The sequence below is a fragment of the Thioclava sp. JE_KL1 genome, assembly GCF_009296265.1.
GTDB lineage: Bacteria > Pseudomonadota > Alphaproteobacteria > Rhodobacterales > Rhodobacteraceae > Thioclava.
The window spans coordinates 1-679 of sequence record NZ_WBJS01000065.1; the positions used below are offsets into that span (position 1 = coordinate 1).

The window sequence follows — 679 nt, forward strand, 5'->3', positions numbered from 1 at the left end:
AAATTCGGACACTGACATAAGCTACGATTTGCAGTCTGCTGATCTTCGACGAGAAGGAGATCAGAGATGTCGAAACGCAAGCAGCACGCGCCCGAGTTCAAGGCAAAGGTCGCGCTGGAAGCCCTGAAGGGTGAAGAGACAGCGGCCGAACTGGCGAGCCGGTTCGGGGTGCATCCGACGATGATCCATCAATGGAAGCGGGCCCTGCTCGAAGGCGCGTCCGGCGTGTTCGAGCGCGGGGGCCGCAGGAAGCCCGAGATCGACGAGGAGCAGGTGAAGGAGCTCCACGCCAAGATCGGGGAGCTGGCGGTGGCCAACTCTTTTTTGGAACGAAAGCTGAAGCCCTGGGGCGGGAAGTGAGGCGCGGCATGATCGAGCCTCACCACCCGGACCTGTCGATCGGCCAGCAGTGCAAGCTGCTGTCGATCGCGCGCTCGTCTTTCTACTACACCCCCAAGGGCGAGACCGAACAGAACCTCGGCCTGATGCGACGGATCGACGAGCAGTTCCTGGAGACCCCGTTCTTCGGCGTCCGGCAAATGACCTGGCATCTGCGTAACGACGGACACTTGGTGAACGAGAAGCGGATACGGCGACTGATGCGCCTGATGGGGCTGATGCCGATTTACCAGAAGCCCAACACCAGCAGGCCCGCAAAGGGCCACAAGACCTATCCCTA

Annotated in this window: 2 protein-coding genes; both read left to right on the forward strand. The window is 61.0% G+C overall.

Going from position 1 to position 679, the window contains the following annotated elements; genetic code table 11:
• Window positions 1-66 precede the first annotated feature (66 nt).
• The gene (locus F8R15_RS20920; protein ID WP_038142960.1) at window positions 67-360 is read left to right on the forward strand and encodes an IS3 family transposase; all 294 of its coding nucleotides are present in this window, start codon (window positions 67-69) and stop codon (window positions 358-360) included.
• A gap of 8 nt (window positions 361-368) precedes the next feature.
• Window positions 369-679: IS3 family transposase (locus tag F8R15_RS21610; protein ID WP_172976286.1), on the forward strand; the 311-nt coding region annotated here is incomplete at its 3' end.

What these genes read in the sequence shown, in the direction of transcription:
- F8R15_RS20920 (WP_038142960.1), top strand. Translation starts at nt 67, where the DNA reads ATGTCGAAACGCAAGCAGCACGCGCCCGAGTTCAAGGCAAAGGTCGCG.